Annotated in this window: 23 protein-coding genes and 1 pseudogene; 11 read left to right on the forward strand and 13 right to left on the reverse strand. The window is 67.3% G+C overall.

The features are described 5' to 3' along the window. Nucleotides 1-3 precede the first annotated feature (3 nt). The gene (locus AC3DEZ_RS14935; protein WP_488388918.1) at nt 4-3,747 is read left to right on the forward strand and encodes an MBG domain-containing protein; all 3,744 of its coding nucleotides are present in this window, start codon (nt 4-6) and stop codon (nt 3,745-3,747) included. A gap of 53 nt (nt 3,748-3,800) precedes the next feature. Here the strand turns inward: AC3DEZ_RS14935 and AC3DEZ_RS14940 are convergent, their stop codons facing one another. The 5 genes and pseudogenes from AC3DEZ_RS14940 to prmA form a co-directional block, all read right to left on the reverse strand. Further along, the gene (locus AC3DEZ_RS14940; protein ID WP_488388919.1) at nt 3,801-4,184 is read right to left on the reverse strand and encodes a GFA family protein; all 384 of its coding nucleotides are present in this window, start codon (nt 4,182-4,184) and stop codon (nt 3,801-3,803) included. 150 nt (nt 4,185-4,334) lie between these two features. Beyond that, the gene (locus tag AC3DEZ_RS14945) at nt 4,335-5,201 is read right to left on the reverse strand and encodes a ComEC/Rec2 family competence protein (protein ID WP_488388920.1); all 867 of its coding nucleotides are present in this window, start codon (nt 5,199-5,201) and stop codon (nt 4,335-4,337) included. 12 nt (nt 5,202-5,213) lie between these two features. Then, nucleotides 5,214-6,014, reverse strand: coding sequence for a hypothetical protein (locus AC3DEZ_RS14950; RefSeq protein ID WP_488388921.1), 801 nt, complete (start codon nt 6,012-6,014; stop codon nt 5,214-5,216). Between the two features lie 258 nt (nt 6,015-6,272). After that, nucleotides 6,273-6,480, reverse strand: a pseudogene (locus tag AC3DEZ_RS14955) (helix-turn-helix transcriptional regulator); the annotation flags it as partial. Between the two features lie 112 nt (nt 6,481-6,592). Further along, nucleotides 6,593-7,522 carry a 50S ribosomal protein L11 methyltransferase gene (gene prmA / locus AC3DEZ_RS14960; protein ID WP_488388922.1) on the reverse strand — a complete coding sequence of 310 codons (930 nt, stop codon included), beginning with the start codon at nt 7,520-7,522 and terminating at the stop codon, nt 6,593-6,595. 99 nt (nt 7,523-7,621) lie between these two features. Between prmA and AC3DEZ_RS14965 the strand changes: the two genes are divergently transcribed. Both AC3DEZ_RS14965 and AC3DEZ_RS14970 read left to right on the forward strand, forming a co-directional pair. Then, nucleotides 7,622-8,545: a hypothetical protein gene (locus AC3DEZ_RS14965; RefSeq protein ID WP_488388923.1), complete on the forward strand. Its 924-nt coding sequence runs from the start codon at nt 7,622-7,624 to the stop codon at nt 8,543-8,545. Further along, a complete protein-coding gene (locus AC3DEZ_RS14970) occupies nt 8,542-8,907 on the forward strand; it encodes a hypothetical protein (RefSeq protein ID WP_488388924.1) in 366 nt (121 codons plus the stop codon). Before AC3DEZ_RS14965 ends, AC3DEZ_RS14970 begins: the two co-directional genes overlap by 4 nt. Before the next feature lie 228 nt (nt 8,908-9,135). Here AC3DEZ_RS14970 and accC read toward each other — a convergent pair whose 3' ends face one another. The 5 genes from accC to aroQ are packed head-to-tail and all read right to left on the reverse strand — an operon-like array spanning nt 9,136 to nt 12,365. Beyond that, complete coding sequence (gene accC / locus AC3DEZ_RS14975) at nt 9,136-10,503, reverse strand: acetyl-CoA carboxylase biotin carboxylase subunit (RefSeq protein ID WP_488388925.1); 1,368 nt, start codon at nt 10,501-10,503, stop codon at nt 9,136-9,138. Nucleotides 10,504-10,557: 54 nt separating this feature from the next. Next, complete coding sequence (locus AC3DEZ_RS14980; RefSeq protein ID WP_488388926.1) at nt 10,558-10,944, reverse strand: four helix bundle protein; 387 nt, start codon at nt 10,942-10,944, stop codon at nt 10,558-10,560. 16 nt (nt 10,945-10,960) lie between these two features. Continuing rightward, a complete protein-coding gene (gene accB / locus AC3DEZ_RS14985; RefSeq protein WP_488388927.1) occupies nt 10,961-11,440 on the reverse strand; it encodes an acetyl-CoA carboxylase biotin carboxyl carrier protein in 480 nt (159 codons plus the stop codon). Between the two features lie 53 nt (nt 11,441-11,493). Then, nucleotides 11,494-11,916: a lysozyme inhibitor LprI family protein gene (locus AC3DEZ_RS14990; RefSeq protein WP_488389003.1), complete on the reverse strand. Its 423-nt coding sequence runs from the start codon at nt 11,914-11,916 to the stop codon at nt 11,494-11,496. Continuing rightward, entirely contained in the window at nt 11,916-12,365 is a 450-nt protein-coding gene (aroQ, locus tag AC3DEZ_RS14995; RefSeq protein ID WP_488388928.1) for a type II 3-dehydroquinate dehydratase, read from the reverse strand. Before aroQ ends, AC3DEZ_RS14990 begins: the two co-directional genes overlap by 1 nt. 348 nt (nt 12,366-12,713) lie before the next feature. Between aroQ and AC3DEZ_RS15000 the strand changes: the two genes are divergently transcribed. Continuing rightward, the gene (locus tag AC3DEZ_RS15000) at nt 12,714-13,751 is read left to right on the forward strand and encodes a DUF5694 domain-containing protein (protein WP_488389004.1); all 1,038 of its coding nucleotides are present in this window, start codon (nt 12,714-12,716) and stop codon (nt 13,749-13,751) included. Nucleotides 13,752-13,843: 92 nt separating this feature from the next. Here the strand turns inward: AC3DEZ_RS15000 and AC3DEZ_RS15005 are convergent, their stop codons facing one another. The 3 genes from AC3DEZ_RS15005 to cutA are packed head-to-tail and all read right to left on the reverse strand — an operon-like array spanning nt 13,844 to nt 17,097. Continuing rightward, complete coding sequence (locus AC3DEZ_RS15005; protein WP_488388929.1) at nt 13,844-14,440, reverse strand: TlpA family protein disulfide reductase; 597 nt, start codon at nt 14,438-14,440, stop codon at nt 13,844-13,846. Then, nucleotides 14,437-16,761 carry a protein-disulfide reductase DsbD family protein gene (locus AC3DEZ_RS15010; protein WP_488388930.1) on the reverse strand — a complete coding sequence of 775 codons (2,325 nt, stop codon included), beginning with the start codon at nt 16,759-16,761 and terminating at the stop codon, nt 14,437-14,439. Before AC3DEZ_RS15010 ends, AC3DEZ_RS15005 begins: the two co-directional genes overlap by 4 nt. A gap of 3 nt (nt 16,762-16,764) precedes the next feature. Next, complete coding sequence (cutA, locus tag AC3DEZ_RS15015; protein WP_249889567.1) at nt 16,765-17,097, reverse strand: divalent-cation tolerance protein CutA; 333 nt, start codon at nt 17,095-17,097, stop codon at nt 16,765-16,767. Between the two features lie 206 nt (nt 17,098-17,303). On the opposite strand from cutA, the gene groES reads away from it, so the two are divergent. The 7 genes from groES (at nt 17,304) to AC3DEZ_RS15050 (ending at nt 23,445) form a co-directional block, all read left to right on the forward strand. Continuing rightward, nucleotides 17,304-17,594, forward strand: a complete 291-nt coding sequence (gene groES, locus AC3DEZ_RS15020; protein WP_183640997.1) for a co-chaperone GroES — start codon at nt 17,304-17,306, stop codon at nt 17,592-17,594. Between the two features lie 53 nt (nt 17,595-17,647). Then, on the forward strand, nt 17,648-19,288 hold the full coding sequence (gene groL / locus AC3DEZ_RS15025; protein ID WP_183641000.1) for a chaperonin GroEL: 1,641 nt from the start codon (nt 17,648-17,650) through the stop codon (nt 19,286-19,288). A 145-nt stretch (nt 19,289-19,433) separates the two neighbouring features. Next, nucleotides 19,434-19,931, forward strand: a complete 498-nt coding sequence (locus tag AC3DEZ_RS15030) for a MarR family winged helix-turn-helix transcriptional regulator (protein ID WP_488388931.1) — start codon at nt 19,434-19,436, stop codon at nt 19,929-19,931. A gap of 2 nt (nt 19,932-19,933) precedes the next feature. Further along, the gene (locus AC3DEZ_RS15035) at nt 19,934-20,674 is read left to right on the forward strand and encodes a DNA alkylation repair protein (protein ID WP_488389005.1); all 741 of its coding nucleotides are present in this window, start codon (nt 19,934-19,936) and stop codon (nt 20,672-20,674) included. A gap of 22 nt (nt 20,675-20,696) precedes the next feature. Then, complete coding sequence (locus tag AC3DEZ_RS15040) at nt 20,697-21,035, forward strand: DUF6616 family protein (protein ID WP_488388932.1); 339 nt, start codon at nt 20,697-20,699, stop codon at nt 21,033-21,035. Nucleotides 21,036-21,134: 99 nt separating this feature from the next. Beyond that, complete coding sequence (locus AC3DEZ_RS15045; protein ID WP_488388933.1) at nt 21,135-21,986, forward strand: hypothetical protein; 852 nt, start codon at nt 21,135-21,137, stop codon at nt 21,984-21,986. Between the two features lie 385 nt (nt 21,987-22,371). Continuing rightward, nucleotides 22,372-23,445, forward strand: coding sequence for a 3-deoxy-7-phosphoheptulonate synthase (locus AC3DEZ_RS15050; RefSeq protein WP_488388934.1), 1,074 nt, complete (start codon nt 22,372-22,374; stop codon nt 23,443-23,445). Nucleotides 23,446-23,529 lie beyond the last annotated feature (84 nt).

The following is a 23,529-nucleotide window of genomic DNA, read 5'->3' on the forward strand; positions in this document are numbered from 1 at the left end:
ACCATGAACCGCATCCACCGTCTTGTGTTCAACCGTGTTCCGGGCCAGGTGCAGGCCACCTCGGAACCGGCGGATGGGCGTGTTTCGTCCGCGGCATCCCCGACACGTTCCCGGCTGCGGCGCGGCAGTGGACTTTCGCTGCTGGCGTTGGCCATCAGCGCCTGGCTGCCGGGAGGCGAACTGCATGCGCAGACCGCGCCGCCCGCCACCGCCCTGCCCACCGGCGTCACCGTCACTTCCGGCTCCGCCAACATGGGTACCGGCGGTTCGGCCGGCAGTCCCGTCCTGACCGTCACCCAGGTATCGCAGAAGGTCATCCTGGACTGGAACAGTTTCGACATCGGTGCGAACGCGAGCGTGCAGTTCGTGCAGCCCGGTACCACCGCCATCGCGCTCAACCGCGTCGCGGGCGTCGATCCGAGCCGGATCTACGGCAGCCTCAGTTCAAACGGCCGGGTCTTCCTGCTCAATCCCAATGGAATGATTTTCGGGCCCGTCGCTTCGGTGAACGTCGGCAGCCTGTTGGCCAGCACGCTGGATATCTCCGATGCCGATTTCCTGGCGGACAACTACAACTTCACCGTGTGGCCGGGCGCCCGTGGCGCCATCTACAACTATGGCGCACTCAATGCATCCGGATCGGTGGCGCTGCTGGGTGGACACGTGACCAACGCCGGTTTCATCAATGCGCTGGGCGGACGGGTGGAAGTCGCGGCCGCGGACGGCGCCACCCTCGAGTTCGGCGGTGACGAGCAGATCCATCTCACTCTCAGCCGATCGCTGCAGGATCGGGTGGCGTCCGAGACGTCCGCGGTGCAGAACATCGGCACGATCTTCGCCAATGGCGGAACGATCGTCCTGCAGGCGTCGGCCGACCCCAGTCTGTTCGCGACCGCGATCAATCACAGCGGCTTCCTCATCGCCGACGCCATCGGCAACGAAGCCGGGACGGTCAGTCTCGTCGCCCGCGGCGGGGACATCGTCAGCACGGGCGGAATCAGTGCCAATGCCGGCCAACTGCTGATCACTGGCGACGGCAATCTGATGCAGAGCACGTACGGCTATGCCGTCGATCGGATGACGCTGGCCTTGGAAGGTGACGCCACGCTGCAGGGCAGCAACGCCGTTGCACGGATAGATGGCCACGTAGGCGGTGCCCTGAACCTGACCAATGCCGTCGCGCTGTCGCAGACCGCGGCGTTGACGGTCGCCGGAAACGCTTCGATCGATAACGGCAGCCACGACATCCAGCTGACCCAGGCCGGCAACGCTTTCGGCGGGAGCGTGGGCTTGACCGGTCGCAATGTGTCGATCACCGCGGGTGGCGACCTGATGCTGGATGCGATCCAGGCCGGCAGCCTGTGGGCCACGGCAGACGGCATCAGCTTGAACCGGAACGTGACCACCTCCGGTATGCAGCGTTATGCCGGAGCGGTGCGACTGCTCAGGGACATCGCTCTGAGCAGCACCCTCGGGGACATCCAGTTCGGTTCGACCGTCGATGGCTCCTGGGGCCTGGCTGTTTCGAGCCCCGGCTGGACCCGCTTCGAGGGTGCGGTTGGCGGCGTATCGGCGCTGACGAGCCTGGTGACCGATTCGGCGGGCGCCACGTCGATTGGCGGCAACATGACCACGCTCGGCAGCATGAATTTCGGCGATGCCGTCCAGCTTCAGAATGATGTCGCGCTGCGCAGCGCGGCGGGCGGAGCGATCAGTTTCCAGAACAACATCGACGGTGCGCACGATCTGGACATCGCCACCTCCGGACTGGTTTCCGTGGCCGGCGCCATCGGCATGCAGAACGCGCTGGACAACCTGAGTATCGACGCCGGCGCGGTCGATGTGGGCGCGGTCAACATCCGGTACGACCTGGCCCTGGACAGCGCGGGCGCGCTCTTGCAGCGCGACGCGTTCTTCGTGGGCGGGGACAGCCATTTCTCGGCCAATGGCGATCTCGTGCTCAACAACATCGGCAATCACTTCCTGGGCGAAGTCTCCCTGGACGGCGGAAACGCGACTCTCGCGTCCGCGTTCGCGCTGCGGCTGGGTGCGAGCAATCTGGGCGGCGACCTCACCGTTGTGGCCATGGGCGGATTGACCCAGGGCGGAGCGCTGGACGTGGACGGTGCGGCCAGCTTCACGGGCGACGGCGATATCACCCTGGACCACGCCGGAAACCGTTTCGCCGGCAACGTCACCATCAGCGGCCAGGACGTCCGTCTGCGCAGCGCGGGCAACCTGCGGTTGGCGTCCGCCAATGCCCAGGCACTCCGCGTGCAGAGCGGAGGCGACCTGTCGCTGCTCGGCAGCGTCCAGGCGAGCAACGCCGACATCGCCGTCGGTGGCGTGTTCCGCAACCTGTCGGGCGCCAATGCGGTGACCGCATTCGGGGGCGGACGCTGGCACATCTATTTGCAGAATCCCTTCGCCGCGCATGACTACGGCGGTCTGGACAGCGGCAACACGGCGATCTGGAACACCGCCGCGTTCGGCGCGACGGGCGCGACCGGCAATCGTTACCTGTTCGCCTATCGGCCCACGCTGACCTTCACGTCCACCGATGCCACCAAGGTCTACGGCCAGCTTGCGAGTCTTGGCGGTTACACGGTCAGTGGACTGATGCCCGGTGTCGCCGGCGCCTACCGTGCGGATTCACTGTCCGGTGTCGTCAGCGGGACGGCGGCGCTGTCCTCGCAGGGATCGGGCGTCGGCGCCACGGTGGCCGGTGGTCCGTATGCCATCGATATCTCGCAAGGCTCGCTGGACGCGTCCGCATCGGGATATGCGCTGGCGTTCGATGGTCGCGGGATCCTGCGCGTCACACCCGCATCGCTGACCATCACCGCCAGCGATGCCGGCAAAACCTACGGCCAGATCGCCCACCTGACGGGCTACGCGGTCGATGGACTGGTCAACGGCGACACGGTGTCTTCGCTTGATCTGGACAGTGACGGCGCGGCTGCCAGCGCCACGGTCGGCGACTACGCCATCACCGCCGGCAACGCGGGCGGCAGCGGCCTTTCCAACTACGACATCACCTACGTCGACGGCACGCTGGACGTGGGCAAGGCCAGCCTCACCATCACCGCCAGCGATGTCGGCAAGACCTACGGCCAGAGCGCGAACCTCACCGGTTACGCGACCCGGGGCCTGGTCAACGGCGATACGGTGTCCACGCTCGATCTGGCCAGCGGCGGCGCGGCGTCGACCGCCACGGTCGGCGACTACGCCATCACCGCCGGCAACGCGGGCGGCAGCGGCCTGTCCAACTACGACATCACCTACGTCGACGGCACCCTGAGCGTGGGCCGGGCGAGTCTGGTCATCACGGCCGGCGATGTCGGCAAGTGGCTGGGTCGCGCGGTTTCGCTGGTCGACTACCGGGCGATCGGCCTGGTCAACGGCGATCAGGTGTCGGGTGTCCATCTCGATAGCGCCGGCAGCGGCGCCAGTGCGCCGTTCGGCCGGTACCCGATCACGATCGCCGACGCGCAGGGGCGTGGCCTGGAAAACTACGACATCCACTACGTACCCGGCACGCTGACCGTCGGCGGCCTGGATGCGCGGCTGGTGGACACGCTGTCAGGCGATATTCGCAGTCTCTCCCCCGATCACGCCGCACCCGCCGCCGAAGCGCCGATGAATCCGGTACGCCCTGCATCCACGGGAGAGGGGGAACTGCGCATGCCCCCGCACTGCATGGCCCGGGACGCCCTGCAGGATTGCCTCACCCTGCTGTCCCCGTAGACGGACGGGCTTCCCTTCACGCCGCGTCGCACGCCGCCGCGGCGGAGGGGACTTCAGCCGGCGCGTGCCTGCAGGAACCGTTGCGCGGCCGCTTCCCAGTTCTGTCCGTCGAACGGAAACACCTTCAACGCCGACAGATCCACCGCGTCCACGCAGCGCAGGTTCACCACCCACATCGTCGGTGCGATGCGCGGATGGCTGAAGGGGCTGACCCCGCAGTTCCGGCAGAAGTAGTGGCTGGCGGTCAGGGTGCCGAACCGGTACAGGCCGAGCTCGGATTCACCGGACAACAGGCGGAAATGCGCGTCGTCGGTGCCATGCCAGAGCGCGCCCTTGCGACGGCAGAGGGAGCAGTTGCATTCGATGGCGACGCCCACTTCGCCGTCGAACTCGAACGTCACGCGGCTGCAATGGCAGGAGCCCGGGTGTGTGGTCATGCGGATTTCCCCTCGTATCTGTTCCGGAATGGAATCGGGTGGCCGGATTTGCGGGAGGATGCGCCATCGCTGGACGGTGCACGGCCGATGCGGCCGCCAGCTTAGGCCGGGATCCGCGCGCCGACAAGCCGGCATGGGAGTGACGCGACGCTAGAACAGGATGTCCACGTGGTGCCGGCCGGTCGTCCTGAGGTCGGGTGTTTCCAGCGTCGTCCAGACGCCGCGCAGGCCGTCGTAGTTGCCGCGCGTGGGATGGTCGTAGGTGTTGCCTTCGCCGTAGGAAAAGATGCGGCAACGGGTTCCGGCCGCGCCTTTCCAGGCGCGGAGATGATCCCGCGTGGCCTGCGTCCAGTGCTTGCGCGAGCCATGATGGAAGGCGACGATCGCCCGCAGCTCCACGCCATTGGCCTGCAGGGTTCCGAACAGTTTCACTTTGTCGTAGGGCGCATCGCCGGGCAGCAGGATGGCTTCCTTCTTCCGGTTGACGATCGCGAAGGCGACCCCGGTGCGGTTGCAATCCTCGATCTGGTCGGCATCAGGCATGGGGTCGATCTTCTCGAACAGGATGCAGTCGTGATTGACCGCTTCGAAGGCGATGCTGGTGCGGACGTCGCTTTCCGGGATGCAGTGAATTCCGCGCACGGTCGCGGAAAACCGGGCCGCGCGCGGCGAAGTGCGTTGCCGCGGGACCAGCCACGGAAGGTCGAGCGTGGCCTTGTTCTTTGCCGCCGAGCACCAGTGATCCTCATCCCAGTGCGTCAGCATCATCAGCCGCACGCCGTCCAGCGGCATCCGCCGGGCCGCGGCGCCGCGCGCGCGGAACGGATGGCCGAACCTGCCGCCATAGTCGATCTGCAGGAACGGCTTGCCGTCGTGGTCAAGCACGCAGACGGCGTCGCCCTGGCCGACGTCGTAGATGCGCACGCCGGCGATCGCCTGGACGTTCACGGCCGGATCCAGATCCGCATAGCGGGCGACGTCGACGCCTTCGATCTCTTCGCGTACCGCATCGGTCATGGCGTCTGCCTCCTAGTGCGTCAACTTGATGTATTCGACCCGTTCCGGCTCCGCCTCCGGTGGTTCCGGCTCCGCGATCCGGTATTCGCGCGTGACGACGACATCCACGACAGGTGGCGGAGTCAGCGGTATCGGCGTGCGGTTGCCCTGGGCCCGGCCTTCGGAGCGCGCATCCGGCACGTGCGCGAGCGAAAAGATGTCGCGCAGACGTTCGAGGATCTCCCCGTCGAGCGGCGCGATGGCGGCCAGCACGCCCCGCTGGCTGACTTCCGGGGCCTGCTCCGGGATCGCCGAGAGCACGAGGGGCGGTTGCCACGCTTCGGTGTGGCGCACCGACAAGCCGCACCACGCGCTTTCCCGCAGCCATGCATGCAGCCAGGTCCAGGCCGCGTCGTCGGCATGGAAGATCACGTCGAGAATGGGCAACGCGGCATCGCCGAGATGCTTGCGCAGATCCGCCCGCCGTCGCAGGCGCTGCGCTTCGGTGATCTCGCCCGGCGTGAGCGTTTCGAATCGATCCACCACTTCCAGGAAGCGCGCCTGTTCGATGCCGGACAGCCGGACCCGGATGGGCCAGCGTTGCCGGTTCAGGGGGCCCTGCATCCACGGCCAGACGGCCCAGACGGGATCTTCGGCGGGACCGAAACAGGTGCGCCCGGGATGGATCGGCTGGACGTCCTCGACGAAGGCGAAGTAATCGAGGGTGCCGGAAGCGCCCGCGTCACCGCCCGGCCAATGCAGCCGGCGGGTTTCCGGATCGAAGAAAGCACCGGGTATCGGCGATCGCGGCCAGCGTTTTGGCATCCGGCGCATCGTCCGCCTCTCCCTGTGGCATCGATGCGGACAAGAGTAGCCCAGCGCACGGCCGGGCGACAGACAGCCGGGCGGGACCGCCCTATCGGCGCTTGCGCTTGGCGCCTTCGGCGAGCAACGCCAGCAGGCCAGCCTGCTGGCGCGCACTCAGGGCGTCGAACCGTTCCAGCAGCAGGCGCTGCTGGTCGGTAAGCGGGATCTGCGTGGTGTACGGCGTGGTGCCTTCGGTGACACCGCTGGTCGGCGCGGACATGATCATCGGGCCGCGTCCGGTGGCGAGGAATTCGAAGCCCATGCCGGTGCGCAGAGCCAGGGCGATCATGTTCTCCACCGAGGGTGCGGTGCCGTTGGCCATTTCCCATTGGGCAATCGCGCTTCGGGTCAGGTGGAGGTCCAGCGCCAGTTCGTCCTGGGTCAGGTCGGCCAGCTTGCGGGCTTGGCGCACCCGTTTGTACAGCTTGCTCACGGCATCCGCGTCGGTTTGCGAAGGGAGCCCTGATATAGTCGTTTGGCCGTGCAGACGCGGTTAGTATCGCGTACGTCGGCTGCTTTGTTGGTGATTCTGGCCCCAAGTCACGTTAGTGGGGCGAACCCTTGCGTACGCCGTCGATGCGCATCCAGTCGTCCTCGCGCTCGGCGCGCAGTTGCTCGAACCAGGGCGAGTAACGTTCCAGCAGATCCGCATCCTGCCCGTGCAGGATGCCCGACAGGGCGATGCGCCCCCCCGGCGCCACGCGGTCGGCCAGGGTTTCGGCCAACGCGTCGAGCGCGGACGCCAGGATGTTGGCGACCACGATCGGATAGCGCGCGACCGGCTCGTCTTCCGGCAGGAACACCGACAGGCGATCGCCCACCGCGTTGCGCGCGGCGTTGTCGGCGCTGGCGATCAGCGCCTGCGGATCGTTGTCCACGCCAACCGCCGAGGCGGCATCCAGCTTCAGCGCCGCCAGCGCCAGGATGCCCGAGCCGCAACCGAAATCCAGCACGGTGCGACCGGCCAGTTCGCCCGCGTCCGCCAGGCCATCCAGCCAGCGCAGGCACAGCGCGGTGGTGGGGTGGGTGCCGGAGCCGAACGCGAGCCCCGGATCCAGCCGCACCACAGCGGCGGCGTCGCCGCTCGCCTCTTCGGGCAGTTCGTGGTTCCAGGGCACGATGAAAGTGTGGTTGCCGAAGCGCATCGGCTTGAACTGATCCAGCCAGGCGCGTTCCCAATCCTCGTCCTCGACGGTGCGGAACGCGGCCAGGCTCCAGTCCAGTCCGGGATCGAAGGCTTCCAGCGCGGCCAACAGGATCAGCGCGTCGGTGTCGGCGGGGAACAGCGCGGTCAGCACCATCGAATTCCACAGGGGAGTTTCGCCCACGCCCGGCTCCAGGATGGCGCGCTCGTTGCCGGTGTCCGCGTCGGCGTCCAGCAGGGTCACCGACAGGGCGCCGACGTCCTCCAGCGCATTCTCGTAACGCGGCTGTTCAGATTCCCGGCAGCGCAGGGTGAGTTCGAGATAGGGCATGGAAGGCTGAAAAATGCGGTTCGGGGGCGCATTGTCGCATGCGGCCCGGGCCGTTCCGGCCGCGTTGAAACCCCCTGCGCGGCCACGGATAATCGCGAGATGCCTCGCATGCTCCCCTGGGTACTTGTATGCGCCTGCGTGCTTGGCACGGCGGGCGCCTGGTGGTGGGCACAGGGTGCGCGGAACGCCACGGAGCAGGCACCGGCGGCGGTCGTCGTCGGCGACCCGGTCACCGGCCCGAGCGCGATCCCGACGCGCCGGATCGAGGAATCTTCGCGGACCGCGCTGGCGTTCGACAGCCGGCGCGAATTCGAAACCACCCCGGATCTGTTCGTCTATGCGCAGCAACTGGCGCTGCAGGCGCGCGCCGGCGATGCAGACGCGTGGTGGATGCTGAGCCGCGTGCATGACTACTGCGCCGGTTTCGCCGGCAATCCGGCCGGCTATGCCCGCGATACCCGCGCCATCGCCGCGCTGGATGTCGCCAATGCGGCGACCATGGCCGCGGCCCGCGAACGGGTCAGCGCGCGCTGTGCCCGCTTCATGCCCGAGGATGGACTGTCCTCGCGCAGCGTCCACGAGGCGCGGCTGCAGGGCGCCAAGGCCGGCAGTCTGGCGGCGGAGGCCGCGCTGCTGGCCGATGGCGAACCGATGTCCGACGATCCCGCGTATCGCAGCGAACTGGTCGCGCGGGTCACGGCCTCCGGCGATCCACAGGCGTTCCTGGCGCTGTCGCGTGCGATGGGCCTGACCGCCAGTGGCGCGGAAGCCGAACTGGGTGCCGTATCCGGGACCTGGCTGTCGGAAGTGGCCTGGCAGATCGCCGCCTGCCGGCTGGGGCTGGACTGCCGCCCGCAGGGTAACCTGATGACCGCCTACTGCGCCCACGGCGGCATCTGTTCGCGGGATCCATCGCTGGATTTCCCCGCATTCGTCCTGGACGCGGGTGTTCCGCGACAGGGTGTCGAGAACTTGAACGAGATGGTCGATAGTCTGCTGTCGGGCAGGAGAGCAATTCAATGAGCCACTCATCGAACCACACGCGGTTCTGGCCGAGACCCCATATCTGGCTGTGGATGCTGGTGTTCGTCACCTATGCCGCGGCCGCCGCGACGGTGGTGATCAACGCCATGGACGCGCCCTATCGGGATCTCCAGCGCACGCCCGCCGGCGTGCAGGCCTCGCAGGAAGATCGCGCCATCGGCGCGGCCCAGATGGTCGCGCTGTACCGCGCGCGCAGTGGCGCGCCGTTCTCGGTGCTGCCGGCCGGCACCACCCTGGAAGTCACCTGGCCGGATGGCTCCAGCGAAACCCTGCGCATCGTGGATCCGCTTTCGCCGACCGGCGTGGTGCCGGTGAAGGGCACGCAGCGGCGGAATCGCTGAACCCGCGTTGTGGCGGTGCCTCACGCAGAAAGGGCGGATTCCGCAGGGAACCCGCCCTTTTTCATGGCCCCCGTTTCTGTGGGAGCGACGCAACTCGCGACCGGAACATCGCCCGGCCCGTAAAAAACCATCGCCCCAGAACGAAGCGGCCCGGAGCGTTTCCGCTCCGGGCCGGGTTTCTTCGCGACTCACGTCGCTCCCACAGGACGTGGGAAAAAGAGAGTTCAATCAGACCAGCGCGATCGACTTGTTCTTGCGTTCGGCCAGGCGCTTTTCCAGGTAGTGGATGTTCTGGCCACCGGCCTGGAAGCCCTGGTCGCGCATGATCCGCTGCTGCAGCGGGATGTTGGTCTTGATGCCGTCGACCACCATCTCGCTCAGTGCCACCCGCATGCGGGCGATGGCGGTCTCGCGATCCGGGCCGTGCACGATCAGCTTGCCGATCATCGAGTCGTAATTCGGCGGCACGCGGTAACCCTCGTAGATGTGGGTGTCCACGCGCACGCCGGGGCCGCCCGGCGGATGGAAGTGCTGGATCAGGCCCGGGTTGGGCATGAAGGTTTCCGGATCCTCGGCGTTGATGCGGCACTCGATGGCGTGGCCGCGCAGGACGATGTCCTCCTGCTTGATGGTCAGCTTGCGGCCGGCGGCGATGCGCAGCTGCTCGCAGACCAGATCGATGCCGGTGATGCGTTCGGTGACCGGATGCTCCACCTGGATGCGGGTGTTCATCTCGATGAAGTAGAAGCGGCCGTTCTCGTACAGGAACTCGAAGGTGCCGGCGCCGCGATAACCGATGCGCAGGCAGGCTTCCACGCAGACCTTGCCGATTTCGGCGCGCTGCTCGTCGGTGATGCCCGGTGCCGGCGCTTCCTCGACCACCTTCTGGTGGCGGCGCTGCATCGAGCAGTCGCGCTCGCCCAGATGGATGGCGTTGCCCTGGCCGTCGGCCAGCACCTGGATTTCCACGTGGCGCGGATTCTCCAGGAACTTCTCCATGTACACCTGATCGTTGCCGAACGCCGCCTTGGCCTCGGACTTGGTGGTGGCGATGGCGTTGCTCAGCGCGGCTTCCGCGTGCACCACGCGCATGCCGCGACCGCCGCCGCCGCCGGCCGCCTTGATGATCACCGGATAGCCGATCTCGCGGGCGGTTTTGGTGTTGGCGACGATGTCGTCGCCCAGCGGACCGCCCGAACCGGGCACGCACGGCACGCCGGCGGCCTTCATCGCGCGGATGGCTTCCACCTTGTCGCCCATCAGGCGGATGGTGTCGGCCTTGGGACCGATGAAGATGAAGCCGGACTGCTCCACTCGTTCGGCGAAGTCGGCGTTCTCCGACAGGAAGCCGTAGCCGGGGTGGATGGCCTGCGCGTCGGTGACCTCGGCCGCGGCGATGATCGCCGGGATGTTGAGGTAACTCTCCGACGACGGCGCGGGACCGATGCAGACCGACTCGTCGGCCATGGCCACGTGCTTGAGGTTGCGGTCGACCGTGGAATGCACGGCCACCGTGCGGATGCCCAGGGTGTGGCACGCGCGCAGGATGCGCAGCGCGATTTCACCCCGGTTGGCGATGACGACTTTATCGAGCATGGGAAGGCCGGGAATGGGGAATGGAGAATGGGGAATCGTAAAAGGCAGTGCGGATCATGCGGGCTCCACCTGTGGTTTTCCGATAGCTTTCATGAGGGCGGTGAGCTTGGCGAATATCCGATCGATGAGCGCTTCCAGTTCCGGAGACGAATCTACAAATCCCAGTCGGACGGCGATCTGCTGTTGCGTATCCAGTTCCGACAACGAACCTCGTGCGATCGAAAGAAACCTCAGATACTCGGCCGTCGAACGGCGGGCGGCACCCTCGGCGATGTTGGAAGGAATGCTGACGGCCGAGCGCCGGAGCTGCGCGGTCAGGCCGAAGCGTTCCGAATCGGGAAAGGTGGCGGACAACTGGTAGGCCATTTCCACCAGAACCATCGAGTCCCGCCACACTTCCAGCCGCTCGTGCGGCCGCTTGGGCGATTCCCGATTCTCCATTCCCGATTCCCGTCGATCAGCCGATCACGAACAACGGCTGATCGAATTCGACCGGCTGGCCGTTCTCGGCCAGGATCGCCTGCACGGTGCCGGAGACGTCGGCTTCGATTGGATTGAACATCTTCATCGCCTCGATGATCGCCAGGGTGTCGCCGGCCTTGACGGCCTGGCCGACGGTGACGAACGCCGGCTTGTCCGGCGAGGCCGAGGCGTAGAAGGTGCCGACCATCGGCGCGCGCATCACGTGGCCTTCCGGCAGGTTGCCGCCGGCCTTGGCGGCGCCGCCGGTGGAGGCTTCGGTGGGTGAGCTCATCGGCATCGGCGCGGCCGGACGGGTCTCGACCGGGGCGTACACCGGCGCCGGCGCGGCGGCGACCAGACCGCCCTTGGGCACGCGCGCCAGGCGCACGGATTCCTCGCCTTCCTTGATTTCGATTTCGGCGAGGTTCGACTCTTCCAGCAGGTCGATCAGTTTCTTGATTTTGCGGAGATCCATAGGGGCCTCTTGGTTCTTGATGTCAATGTGGTGGCGGGCGCGTTGCGCCTGGGTCAAAGCAGTTCGTAGAAATCGCGCAGCTGCCGCGTACGGTCGCGCGCGAGGGTGGTGAGGCAGTGCATCTGCGCGCCGTTGCGCGAGGAGCCGTTGGCATGGAACGCGTAGACCGCGTCACAGTCGTTGTCGCGCCGTTGCATCCAGGCGCGTTGCGCCAGGACCAGCTTCTGTTCGGCGCTGGCGCAGTACGTGCAGGAACCGTCGGCGACCTGCGCGCGCAACTGCTGGCGCGCCTGCGCGTAAACCTGGTTGAGTTCGGCGTCGGCTTCGGCCGCCAGATCGGAGGCGCACAGGTCCCCGTCCACCGTGCCGACCGGGTGTGCGCAATCGATACCCTCGGCGCTGCGGTCGGCTGCCACGGCGCCGCCGCACAGGCAGGCGGACAGCACGACGCCGGCAAGGATGCGTGGCAGGGCCATCATGCGGAGGCGGCCGCCAGCCGGGTCAGTGCCGCGTCCATCGCATAGCGGTAACCATCGGCGCCGAATCCGCAGACCACCCCGACCGCCAGATCGCTGAAATAGCTGTGGTGGCGGAACGGTTCGCGGCGGTGCGGATTGGACAGGTGGATTTCGATGAAGGGCAAGGCCACCGCCGCCAGCGCGTCGCGCAGGGCGACCGAGGTGTGGGTGAAGGCGGCCGGGTTGATCAGGATGAAGCCGGTACCATCGGTGCGGGCCGCCTGGACCCGATCCACCAGCAGGTGCTCGGCGTTGGACTGGAGGCTTTCGAGCTGGTGGCCCGCCGCCGTCGCCTGCGCGAGCAGGGTGGCGTCGATATCCGCCAGGGTGGCATGGCCATATACCTCCGGCTCGCGGGTGCCGAGCAGGTTGAGGTTGGGACCATGCAGGACCAGCAGTTTAGCCATGGGTGCTCCGACGGGAGGGCGGCAGTCTGCGCGAAGCAGGCAATCCTGTCCAGATCGCCGAAGTTGCCGGCGTTTTAAACGGATGTTTGAATTTGGTTCCAGTTGGGCCGTCAGGCTTGGCGGACGGGCCTCCGGGCATGGCGGTCGCGCGTCGGGGTTGAACCCCGGGAGCCTGGGCCTTTCCGGCCGATTGCGGACGCCTGGGTCCGGAAGCCTCCGTGCTGACGGAATGACGGGCCCGTTCGCGGCATGTTCGCAGACGATCCGGGTGGTCCAAACCTTCGAGGCACTTCATGCATCCGACCTCGACCAACATGACGCCGAGGAGAGGATTGGATGCGCAAATGGATGATGCCGATCGCCTGCCTGGCTTGCGCGACCCCGTTCCTGGCCCACGCCCAGACCGACCTGGCCACGCTCGATGACGACATGGTCGGGCCGCGGACGCAGATGCTGGTGCTGGGGTCGGTCCACCTGAGGGAGCGGAAGGAGTTCAAGGGCGAAGGCCTGGAACCGCTGCTGGACAGGCTGGCGGCGTTCAATCCGCAGGTCATCACCATCGAGGCGATTGGCGGCGAGCAGTGCGATCTGGCCGCGCGTCATCCCACCGTCTATGGCGAGGACTATTGCCGCGGCGCGGACAAGGCCCGGGCGGCCACGGGCCTGGACATCCCCGCCGCGATCGCCGGGGTGAACAAGGCGCTGGCCGCCTGGCCGGCGAACCCGACGCCCGCGCAGCGCCGACATCTGGCCGCACTGTTCCTGGCCGCCAGCGATCCGGCGTCGGCCTATGTGCAGTGGCTGCGGCTGCCGGCGGCCGAGCGCCGTACTGGCGACGGGCTGGACGAGGCGCTGGCGCAGACGCTGCGGGAACTGGAAACGCGCAACAACGAGAGTTTCCAGATCGGCGCGCGATTGGCAGCGACCCTGGGGCTGGAGCGCGTGCATCCGATCGACGATCACACCGGTGACAGCCACCAGCTGGCGGACACCAAGGCCTTCGGCGAAGCGGTGATGGCCGCGTGGAAAACCGATCGCACCCGGCTGGAACAGGCGATCGCCGAGCAGGACCGCCTGATGCGGGCACCGGATCTGCTGCCGCTGTATCGCTACATCAACCAGCCTGAAGTGTCGTGGATTTATGCCGAGAACAATCTGCGCGGTCCGCTGCGCGCCCGGTCGCCGCAGCACTATCCGCAGATCTGGGTCAACGGCTGGGAAATCCGCAACCTGCGCATGGTCGCCAACATCCTGGAGACCGTCCGCGATCGGCCCGGTCTGCGCGTGCTGAACATCGTGGGCGCCTCGCACAAGCCGTGGTTCGACCAGTGGCTGGGGCAGGTGCCGGGAGTCGGCATCGTGGATGTGCAGGCGGTGTTGAAGTAGAGGGTCAGCGGGTGACGAGGGATTTGCGTGGTGCTGGAAGAAGGAGCAAATCCCCCTCGGTCCCCCTCTAATCTAAAAGGGGAAGGCAAAGCTTAGTGCTTGCCCGCCCAGCCGGTGATCTCGCCTTCCACGAACGGCCCGATCTTCTGTTTGAGGATGCGCCCGTCGGCGCCCACCAGCACGGTGTAGGGCAGCACGCCCTTGGCGTTGCCGAGCCAGACGCTGCTGTCGGCCGGGCCGGGTGTGTCCAGCAGGATCGGATATTGCACGGGTACCTTGGCGAGGAAGTCGTTCACGCCTTCCTCGGTGTCCAGCGCCAGGCCGATCACCTGCACGCCATCGCTGCCCTGCTCGCGGGCGAAGCGATCCAGTTCCGGCATTTCCTTGATGCAGGGACCACACCAGCTCGCCCATACATTGATCAGCAGCGGACGGCCGCGATAGCGCGCCAGATCGAGGGTCTTGCCGTCGGGGCCGGGCAGGGCGATCTTCGGCATCGGATCGCCCACCTTCGCGGGCGCCACGCCGGGCGGTGGTGTGGGCGCGGTCGCGTTGACGACGGTCTGCAATGCCTGCTGACCCGGTTCGGTGCGCCACAGCCAGCCGCTGTCGAAGGCATGGCTGGCCAACAGGCCGAGCGCGCCGGCGGCCACCGCCACCCACAGCACGCGCGCGGGGGTGACCTTCATCGCGCGGCCCTCGCCAGCGCGTCCTCGATCATCGACTGGGTCAGCACGGTCGGCAGCACTTCACCCTCGCCACCGTTGCGCGGATACACCACGTACAGCGGCACGCCGACCGCGCCGTGCTGTTCCAGATAGGCGGTGATGGTGGCATCGACATTGGTCCAGTCGCCGCGCATCAGCACGCCGTTGGCGTCGGCCAGCGCCTTGCGGAAGGGGGCGCGATCCAGGACGGTCTTTTCGTTGGCCTTGCAGGTCACGCACCAGTCGGCGGTGATGTCGACGAACACCACCTTGCCTTCGGCGCGCAACGCGGCCAGTCGTTCCGGCGAAAAGGCCACGCTGTCCCGGGTCTCGACGGTCGCGGCGCGTTCCGGCGGCGGCAGGCGATGCGCCATCACCAGCGGCGCCACGGCCGAGGCCAGCACCAGCACGGCCAGCGCGCGCTGTACCGGCGCGGCGCGCCAGCGCAGGCGCTGCAGCCACCACGCCGCCACCGCCAGCAGCACCAGGCCGACCAGCACCAGCGCGACCGCGTCGATGCCACGCTGGCGGCCCAGCACCCACAGCAGCCACACCGCGGTCAGATACATCGGGAAGGCCAGCGCCTTCTTCAGCGTTTCCATCCACGCGCCCGGGCGCGGCAGCCGGTTGGCCAGCGCCGGCACGAAGCCGATCAGCAGGAACGGCAGCGCCAGACCGACGCCCAGCATCAGGAACACCAGCAGCGCCAGCGGCACCGGCGCGGCGAACGCGAACGCCAGCGCGGCGCCCATGAACGGCGCGGTGCACGGGCTGGCCACCACCACCGCCAGCACGCCGGTGAAGAAATCACCCGCCGGACCGTGCCTGCGGGTCAATCCGTCGCCCGTGCCGGCCAGTCCATAACCCACGGCGAACACGCCCGACAGGCTCAGGCCGACCGCGAACACCACATACACCAGTACGCCGATCACCAGGGGTTGCTGCAACTGGAAGCCCCAACCCAGCGCCTGCCCGGCCGCGCGCAGGGCGATGGCCGCGCCGCCGACCGCCAGGAAACTCAGCAGCACGCCGGCGGTGTACCAGAGCGCGCGCGCCTTCGGCCGATCGCCGCCGGCCAGCGACAGCGCCTTCAGCGACAGCACCGGCAACACGCACGGCATCAGGTTGAGGATCAGGCCGCCGCCCAGCGCCAGCAGCAGCGCCAGCCACAGACTGGTCGGCGTGCCCGAGGCGCGTCGCAGCGCGTCTTCCGGCGGCAGGGTGCGTGGCACGTCGGTGGCGGTGGTGCCGGAAGCGGCCGCGTCGGGGGCGGCGGGCGTTTCGGTGGTCGATGCGCCCGTGTCGGCGGTATCCGCAACCGCCGCGCCATTCGCCGCCGGCGGCGATGCCGGCGCTTCCGTGCCGGCGGCGGCTTCGGCGGCCGTCGTCACCTTGCCGGCCGGAATCGACAGCGCGATCCGGCGGGTCATCGGTGGATAGCAGATGCCGCCGGTCTGGCAGCCCTGGAAGGTCACCCGCAGGGTGGTCTTGGCGGCCTTGGCATGTTCGCGGTTCAGCGGCACCGGCACTTCGGCCTGGTCGAAATAGACGATGACGTCGCCGAAGTGTTCGTCGTGGTAGGCCTGACCCTTGGGCCAGCGCGGCTTCTGCAGGCCGATGCCGGGCGCGCCTTCCAGCGCCATCGAGGTGCGATCGCGGTAGACGTAGTAGCCGCGCGCCGGGGTGAAGCGCAGCAGCAGCTGATTGCCGTCGAAGGCGATGGCTTCGACCGCGAAGGCGCGATCCTGCGGCAACGGCGCGGCATCGACCGCGCCCTTGCCGCCACCCAGCAGCGACGAGCCGCCTCCGGTCAGCGAGCCCAGCGGCACGAAGCCGCCGGTGTCGTTCGCGGCCGGCGCGGGCGCGCCGCCGGGCAGATTCACGGTGAGGCTGCGGACCTGCGGCGGATAGCAGATGCCGGCGTCGGCGCAACCCTGGTACTTGACCTTGAGGGTGACCGTATCGGTGTCCGCGCCGGCCTGGCCGGGCAGCACCGCGATCAGGCTGCCGCGGTAGGTTTCCACGTCGCCGAAGAACTCGTCGCGGTAAGCCTTGCCCTTGGGCAGTTGCAGCGGTTTGGCGGTGAAACCGCCGGCGCTCACCTCGACCCCGGTGCGATGCCGGTACAGGTAGTAGCCGTCGGCGATTTTCCAGTTGACCTCGATGCGGTCGCGGCTGGGCGCGGTCACGCTGGGAACGAACACCTCGTCGACCGGCGGCAGGTCCTGCGGGCGGATCTGGGCCTGCGCGGCGCAGGCGAGGGACAGCAGGCCCAGGGCCAGCAGGCGGGACAACCACGTCATCGGTCAGGATTCCTCTCGGGGCTCGCTCGTTTCCGCCGTCACCCAGGCCAGATAGGCGGGCAGGCCGGCGGCGGCTTGGACCGCCAGCAGTTCGGGGAGTTCGTAGGGATGCAGTTCGGCCAGCCGGGCCGCCAGCGCCGGCAGGCGCGCGGCGGTGGTCTTGATGATCAGCTGGACCTCGTCGGTGGTTTCCACCGCGTCCCGCCAGCGGTAGACCGAGGTCATGCCGGGCAGGAGGTTCACGCATGCCGCCAGCCGTTCTTCCACCAGCGTCCCGGCCAGGCGGCGGGCGCTGTCGGCGTCGGGGCAGGTGCAGAAGGCGATCAGGACGGACATAGGCCCACGATTATCGCAGACGCCTCCCTGATCCCCGGTCCAAACTTTTTCCGAGGCCGGCTCTTGAAAGGCCCGGGCCGGGCCCCATCTCGGTGCAATCCCGGTTCGCCGGGATTCGTTTGCCCGCGTTGCTGGCACTCATACGTCCCGAGTGCTAACATCGCCGCCCCTTTCCCAGTCCAATCAATCACTTAAAGAGGATTGAAATGAGCAATATCAAGCCGCTGTACGACCGCGTGGTCATCAAGCGTATGGAAGAAGAGAAGCTGTCCGCTGGCGGCATCGTGATTCCGGACTCGGCCACCGAGAAGCCGATCAAGGGCGAAGTCGTCGCCGTCGGCGAAGGCAAGGTCCTGGACAACGGCAATGTGCGCGCCCCGAAGGTCAAGGTCGGCGACAAGGTCCTGTTCGGCAAGTACAGCGGCACCGAAGTGAAGCTGGACGGCACCGACTACCTGGTCGTGAAGGAAGACGACATCTTCGCGATCCTCGGCTGAGCCGCGGACTCCGCATCCTTTTTCCAACCCCTATTTGAATTGAGGTAATCGCAATGGCTGCCAAGGATATCCGTTTCGGCGAAGACGCCCGTTCGCGCATGGTGCGCGGCGTCAACGTGCTCGCCAACGCCGTCAAGGCCACCCTGGGCCCGAAGGGCCGCAACGTCGTGCTCGAGAAGAGCTTCGGCGCCCCGACCATCACCAAGGACGGCGTCTCCGTCGCCAAGGAAATCGAACTGGCCGACAAGTTCGAGAACATGGGCGCGCAGATGGTCAAGGAAGTCGCTTCCAAGACCTCCGACAACGCCGGTGACGGCACCACCACCGCCACCGTGCTGGCGCAGGCGCTGATCCGCGAAGGTTCCAAGGCGGTCGCCGCCGGCATGAACCCGATGGACCTGAAGCGCGGCATCGACAAGGCCGTGATCGCCGCCGTGGCCGAGCTGAAGAAGATCAGCAAGCCCACCGCCGACGACAAGGCCATCGCCCAGGTCGGCACCATCTCCGCCAACTCCGACGAGTCGATCGGCAACATCATCGCCGACGCGATGAAGAAGGTCGGCAAGGAAGGCGTGATCACCGTCGAGGAAGGCTCGGGCCTGGACAACGAGCTGGACGTCGTCGAAGGCATGCAGTTCGACCGCGGCTACCTGTCGCCGTACTTCGTCAACAACCAGCAGTCGATGACCGCCGACCTGGATGACCCGTTCATCCTGCTGCACGACAAGAAGATCTCCAACGTGCGTGACCTGCTGCCCGTGCTGGAAGGCGTGGCCAAGGCCGGCAAGCCGCTGCTGATCGTCGCCGAGGAAGTGGAAGGCGAAGCGCTGGCGACCCTGGTCGTCAACACCATCCGCGGCATCGTCAAGGTCGTGGCCGTGAAGGCTCCGGGCTTCGGCGACCGTCGCAAGGCGATGCTGGAAGACATGGCCGTGCTGACCGGCGGCACCGTGATCTCCGAGGAAGTGGGCCTGTCGCTCGAGAAGGCCACCATCAAGGATCTGGGCCGCGCCAAGAAGGTGCAGGTCTCGAAGGAAAACAGCACCATCATCGACGGCGCCGGCGACACCTCCGCCATCGAAGCGCGCATCAAGCAGATCAAGGCGCAGATCGAAGAGACCTCTTCGGACTACGACCGCGAGAAGCTGCAGGAGCGCGTGGCCAAGCTGGCCGGCGGCGTGGCCGTCATCAAGGTCGGTGCCGCCACCGAAGTCGAGATGAAGGAAAAGAAGGCGCGCGTTGAAGACGCCCTGCACGCCACCCGTGCGGCCGTCGAGGAAGGCGTGGTCCCGGGCGGCGGCGTCGCCCTGATCCGTGCCAAGGCCGCCATCGAAGGCCTGAAGGGCATCAACGAAGACCAGACCCACGGTATCCAGATCGCCCTGCGCGCGATGGAAGCCCCGCTGCGCGAAATCGTCACCAACGCCGGCGAAGAGCCCTCCGTGATCGTCAACAAGGTCAAGGACGGTTCGGGCAACTTCGGCTACAACGCCGCCAACGGCGAGTTCGGCGACATGGTCGAGTTCGGCATCCTGGATCCGACCAAGGTCACCCGCACCGCGCTGCAGAACGCCGCATCCATCGCCGGCCTGATGATCACCACCGAAGCGATGGTGGCCGAGGCTCCGAAGAAGGATGAGCCGGCGATGCCGCCGGGCGGTGGCATGGGCGGCATGGGCGGCATGGATTTCTGATCCGGCTTTCCACGCAGTACCGCGACACCGGAAAACCCCGCCGCGAGGCGGGGTTTTTCTTTGGTTTTCCCGAATCGCGCGGACGCGCGCTGGACATGCTCGCGCGCATCCATATAATTAGGCGCCTAATCAAAAGGGGCGCGGCATGCTCGAGAACAAGCACCAGGCGTTGCTGGACGAAGCCCGACGACACGGGCAGGCCGATGTCGATGGCCTGCGGCTGTGCTTCCAGGTGTTGTCGCTGGCCGCCGCCATTGATCGCGATTGCGCGACGCGACTGGCGCCGCATGGGCTGAGCGAGGGACGTTTCGTAGTCCTGTTCTTGCTGCATGGCGCCGGCCAAGCGCTGTCGCCGCATCAACTGGCCGAGCGCGCGGGCGTCACCCGCGCCACCGTCACCGGGTTGCTGGACGGACTGGAGCGCGAAGGCCTGTTGCAGCGCCGGAGCGATCGCGAGGACAAGCGCCGTGTCGACGTCGTGCTGACACCGGCCGGCCGCCGCCTGGCGGGGCGGTTGTTCCAGCAGCACGCGGATTGGATCGCGTCGCTGTTCGCCGGGTTCTCGCCCCGCGAGCGCGATCAGTTGAGCACGCTGTTGCGGCGGGTCTGGCTGCGCACCGACGCCGGCGCGGCCGCGCCGTGAGCGTGGCGCGCCGGCCCGACCCCGAACGCCTGCGCCGGTTGAACGCGGGGACCGCCGCGTGCGCAAATCTGTCCGAATGCCTGGCGGTCGATTTCGCGATCCTGCTGGCCACGGTCGCGCCCATGTTGCCGGCCTCCGCCATCGAGGCGATGCGCGCGGCCGGCGGTGGCGGCATCACCACGCGGATGGCGCTGGCGGTGCACTTGCTCCGCAGCCATGGCGCCGGCGACGCGCGCGCTTGGCGGGGTCACGCGTCTGACACCGTGCGCGGCTGGGCTTGCCATCTGATTGCCAGCGAACCGGAATGGCCATTGGCGGCACAGTTGGACCACATGCGCCCGCTGGCCGACGACGATCATTTCGGCGTGCGCGAATGGGCATGGCTGGCCGTGCGCCCGGCGATTGCCGCCGATCCGCTGGCGGCGCTGGCGCGCCTGCTGCCGTGGACGCACGCGGCCTCGCCGAACCTGCGCCGCTATGCTTGCGAAGCGCTGCGCCCGCGCGGGGTGTGGGCCGCGCACATCGGTCTGTTCAAGCAATCGCCGGAGCACGCCCTGCCACTGCTGGAAGCGCTCGCCGAGGATCCTTCGCGCTACGTGCAGGATTCGGTTGGCAACTGGCTCAACGACGCCGGCAAGACCCGGCCGGCGTTCGTGCGCGCGCTGGTCGCGCGATGGCAACAGCAGCATCCCGGCGCTGCCAACGCCCATATCCGCAAACGCGCATCGCGCAACCTGGACTGATTCGCCCAAAAGGAGACACCGCATGTCCCATACCCTGATCGAGTTCTACAGCGCCACCCCCGCCTGGCACGCATTGGACGCCAGCGGCCGCGCGGCGTTCTTCGCCGGCATCGGCGCCGGCATGCAAGCGTTCGATGCCGAAGCGATCGCACCGCTGGTGATGGGACGCATCGACCGCACGCTGCCGCATGCGGTCCTGGCGGACTACTTCGCGGTCTGGCGCTGCGCCGACGCGACGGCGGTGCGGCAACTGATCGACGGCATCACCGCCAGCGGTTGGCATGGCTATTTCACCACTGTCAACGCGGCGGGCGCGGGCGAGGATCTGGCGACCCACCTGCAGGCGCTGGCCTCCGCATAGGTGCCCATGCAGTCGGGCGCGAACTTCCAGGTCGATTCCTATGGTGTCCGGCCCGCGTTGCCGGGAGAGTGGACGGTACCTCCCCCCCGGAACCCACGTATGCGGATCAATCATCTCCCCCGACTCGGCCGTGATGAAGCCCTGGCCCGTATCACCGCTTCGGCCGGAAGCGTCACAGACGCGGCCCGGGAAGTGATCGATGCAGTGACCGATGACCTCAGTTGGGACGAATTTCAGCGTGAACACCCGGATCTCGTGGCGGATTTCGAAGCGGGCCTGCGGGAGGTGGAAGAAGCCGGCTTCCATCAAGCGGGGCACCTTCTCGCCACTCTGCGCGAGGGAAGCCGAAATGTGGAAGCGGCCACCACAGTGCCCGAACCCACCCGCATCCACTGGCACTTGGGCGATCTGCATCTGGCCGCGTTCTCCTCCACCGAAGACGACGACTACGACTGCTTGATCGTCGACGGCGATCTCATCGTCGAGGACTGCCTGGAAATCACGCCGTTCATGGACTACGGCGGTTTCATCGTGCTCGGAAGCTTGCGGGCGGACACGCTGATCTGCACGGGAGCGTTGGTGGTGCGCGGCGATGTCCACCTGCGCCATGCCTACCTCAACGCGGGCAACGATTGCGCAATGGTGGTGGGAGGCGACCTGGCGGTGATCTCACTGGTGGAGGAGGGCGAATTCGTCCATGTCCATGGCGGTTTGGAGGCGAAATACCTGGCGGCTTTCCACAATGTCGTCCAGGTCGATGGGGAGGAGCGCTGTGCCTGCCGGATCGAGGATGCGGCATCAGAATCGACCCGGCAGGTTTTTGACCCTGATCTGCTGGAGGCTTTTGAAAGCGAGGACGATGACGGCGCTCCCGAAGTGCGCTGGTTGACCAACGAGGCCTATCAGTACCGGCTGCGGCAAGGCGGCAGCCCGCTCCGGGACGGAGATTGAAGGCCGACCCGCCCGGCGCATCGATGCGGGACCCGCTTCACGGTCCCCCTGTAGGAGCGACATGAGTTGCGAGCCTTCAGGAACGGCGCGGGCTCTGGAGGCAAAAGCTCGCGACTCATGTCGCTCCCACGAGGGGGAGGCGGGTGCTTGCAGATGAAACATTTTGCGTCGGGCCAAACCTGTGTTATCAATGCACCCCAATGAACGCGTCCCGCGCCCGCTTTTACTTTTGGTACTACTTTCCGATGCCGCTGGCGGAGGAAGGACTGCGCTCACCCTGACGAAACGTTCAGACGCATTCCCGAAAGCCGCCAGCGAACCTGGCGGCTTTTTTGCTTCCAGGGCTGGCGACATCGAAACAGACACCGAACCTGGAGATTTCCCGATGGCCCCCCACACCGACGACCTGCGCATCCGCAAGCTCGAACCGCTCACGCCTCCCGCCGAGGTGATCGCGGAACTGCCATGCGATGAAGCCGTATCCGAGACCGTCGCCCGCAGCCGGCAGGCGCTGCACGAGATCCTGCATGGCCGCGATGACCGCCTGGCGGTGGTGATCGGTCCCTGTTCCATCCACGACCCGATCGCGGCGATGGAATACGCGCAGCGCCTGCGCCCGCTGCGCGACGCGCTCACCGGCGAACTGGAAATCGTCATGCGGGTGTACTTCGAGAAGCCGCGCACCACGGTCGGCTGGAAGGGCCTGATCAACGATCCCGGCCTGGACGGCAGCTTCCGCATCAACGAAGGCCTGCGCCTGGCGCGCGGACTGCTGCGCAACATCAATCGCCTCGGCCTGCCGGCCGGCTGCGAATATCTGGACACCACCTCGCCGCAGTACATCGCCGATCTGGTGGCCTGGGGCGCGATCGGCGCACGCACCACCGAGAGCCAGATCCATCGTGAACTCGCCTCCGGCCTGTCGTGTCCGGTCGGCTTCAAGAACGGCACCGACGGCAACGTGAAGATCGCCGCCGACGCGGTCAACGCGGCCTCGCATCCGCACCATTTCCTGGCCGTCACCAAGGAAGGCCGTTCGGCCATCGCCGCCACCACCGGCAACCCGGATTGCCACGTGATCCTGCGCGGTGGCAAGGCGCCGAACTACGACGCGGACAGCGTCGAGGCGGCCAGCCAGGTACTGGCGAAGGCGGGCCTGGCACCGCGCCTGATGATCGACGCCAGTCACGCCAACAGCCTCAAGAACCCGGAGAACCAGCCGGCGGTCATCGACGACATCGCCGCGCAGATCGAAGCCGGCGAGACCCGCATCATCGGCGCGATGATCGAAAGCCATCTGGTCGCCGGTCGCCAGGACCTGGTGTCCGGCCAGACGCTGGCTTACGGGCAGAGCATCACCGATGGCTGCATCGGTTGGGACAGTTCGGTCGCCGTGCTGGAGCGCCTCGCGGCCGCCGTGCGCCGCCGTCGCGAACGCAACGTGTCACAGGCGGCCTAGACGGAAGGATGAGGGGCCGCAGGAGTGGCTCCGGCGCGCGGGTGATCCGCTCCCCTCTCCCGGGATCGCCGGCGCGCTGCCCGG

It is taken from the genome of Pseudoxanthomonas sp. 134C1, from assembly GCF_057773065.1.